The 1,332-nt window shown below is 73.4% G+C and carries 1 protein-coding gene; it reads right to left on the bottom strand.

All coding sequences use genetic code 11. From position 1 onward, the window contains the following. Window positions 1-132: 132 nt before the first annotated feature. The gene (locus ACFWH7_RS19730) at window positions 133-936 is read right to left on the bottom strand and encodes an NAD-dependent protein deacetylase (protein ID WP_378219157.1); all 804 of its coding nucleotides are present in this window, start codon (window positions 934-936) and stop codon (window positions 133-135) included. Window positions 937-1,332 lie beyond the last annotated feature (396 nt).

Genomic DNA, 1,332 nt, shown 5'->3' with positions numbered 1-1,332 from the left:
GCCGCGCCCCCCCGCCGCCACTCCCCCCCCCCCCCGCGGTGACCGCCCCCGGCCCGCGCCCGACTGGCGGGTGTTGATCGCGCATAACGACCCTCATGTCGTGCTCGACGCGAGCTCTCGTCGTGCTCGGCGTCAGTGCGGGAGCGACTCCGCGAGCGTCGTGAGGGTCTCGGTGGTGCCGGCGTCGACCTTGAGCGTCGCGAGCGGGTCGCCGCGCGTCCAGCCACGGTTGACGATGACGACCGGCTTGCCGGCCTTCGCCGCGTGCCGCACGAACCGCAGCCCGCTCATCACCGTCAGCGACGAGCCCGCCACGAGCAGTGCGTCGCCCTCGTCGACCATCGCGTACGCCCGGTCTACCCGCTCGCGCGGCACGTTCTCCCCGAAGTACACGATCTCCGGCTTGAGCACCCCGCCGCAGAACTCGCACGGCGCCGGGCGGAAGTGCGACGTCTGCTCGATCACGGCGTCCGCGTCCGGCGCGATCTCCACATCCGTGACGTCGCCGATGCTCTCGATGAACCCCGGGTTCAGCGCCGTGAGCCGGTCCGCGAGGTGCTCGCGGGAGATGACGCGACCGCACTGGAGACAGATCACGCGGTCGTACCGGCCGTGCAGGTCGATGACGTTCCGGCTGCCCGCGTCCTCGTGCAGCAGGTCGACGTTCTGCGTGATCAGCCCCACGAGCACGCCCGCGTCCTCCAGCCGCGCCAGCGCGCGGTGCCCCGCGTTCGGCTGCGTGCGGTGCACGTGCTGCCAGCCCACGTGGTTGCGCGCCCAGTAGTGGCGCCGGAACGCCTCGTCCTGCACGAACTGCTGGTACGTCATCGGGTTGCGCGGCGGCGAGTCCGGGCCGCGGTAGTCCGGGATGCCCGAGTCCGTGGACAGGCCCGCGCCCGTCAGCGCCGTGACCCGCAGCCCGCGCAGCAGCCTCACGGCGTCCTCCGCCGTCCCGAGCGGCGGCTCCGGCTCCGTGCCCGACGGCGGCGGCTGGCTCGGGCGCCACGCGAGCCGCGAGGTCAGGGTAGGGACGCTCGACGGCGGCAGGTCCGCGGAGGACGTGGCCACGTGCGCGGGGGACGCGGTCGCCGGGTCGGTCGGGTCGCTCGGGTACGGCGCGGTCGGGTCGGTGGGCACGTCTCCCACGGTACGACGGCGCGAGGGAGAGCCGGGTCGCGCGAGGTAGAACCGTGGTCGGTCGAGGTAGAACCGTGGTTGCGCGAGGGAGAACCGTGGTGGCGCGAGGGAGAACCCTGGTCACGCGAAGTAGAACCGTGGTCACGCTGCCCGACGGCGTGTGGCTGGGTGGGGTGGTCGGGGTGGGTGGTGGTG

The organism is Cellulosimicrobium cellulans (assembly GCF_042723955.1).
Lineage (GTDB): Bacteria > Actinomycetota > Actinomycetes > Actinomycetales > Cellulomonadaceae > Cellulosimicrobium > Cellulosimicrobium cellulans_H.
This window is presented reverse-complemented; position numbering and strand designations above follow the sequence as displayed.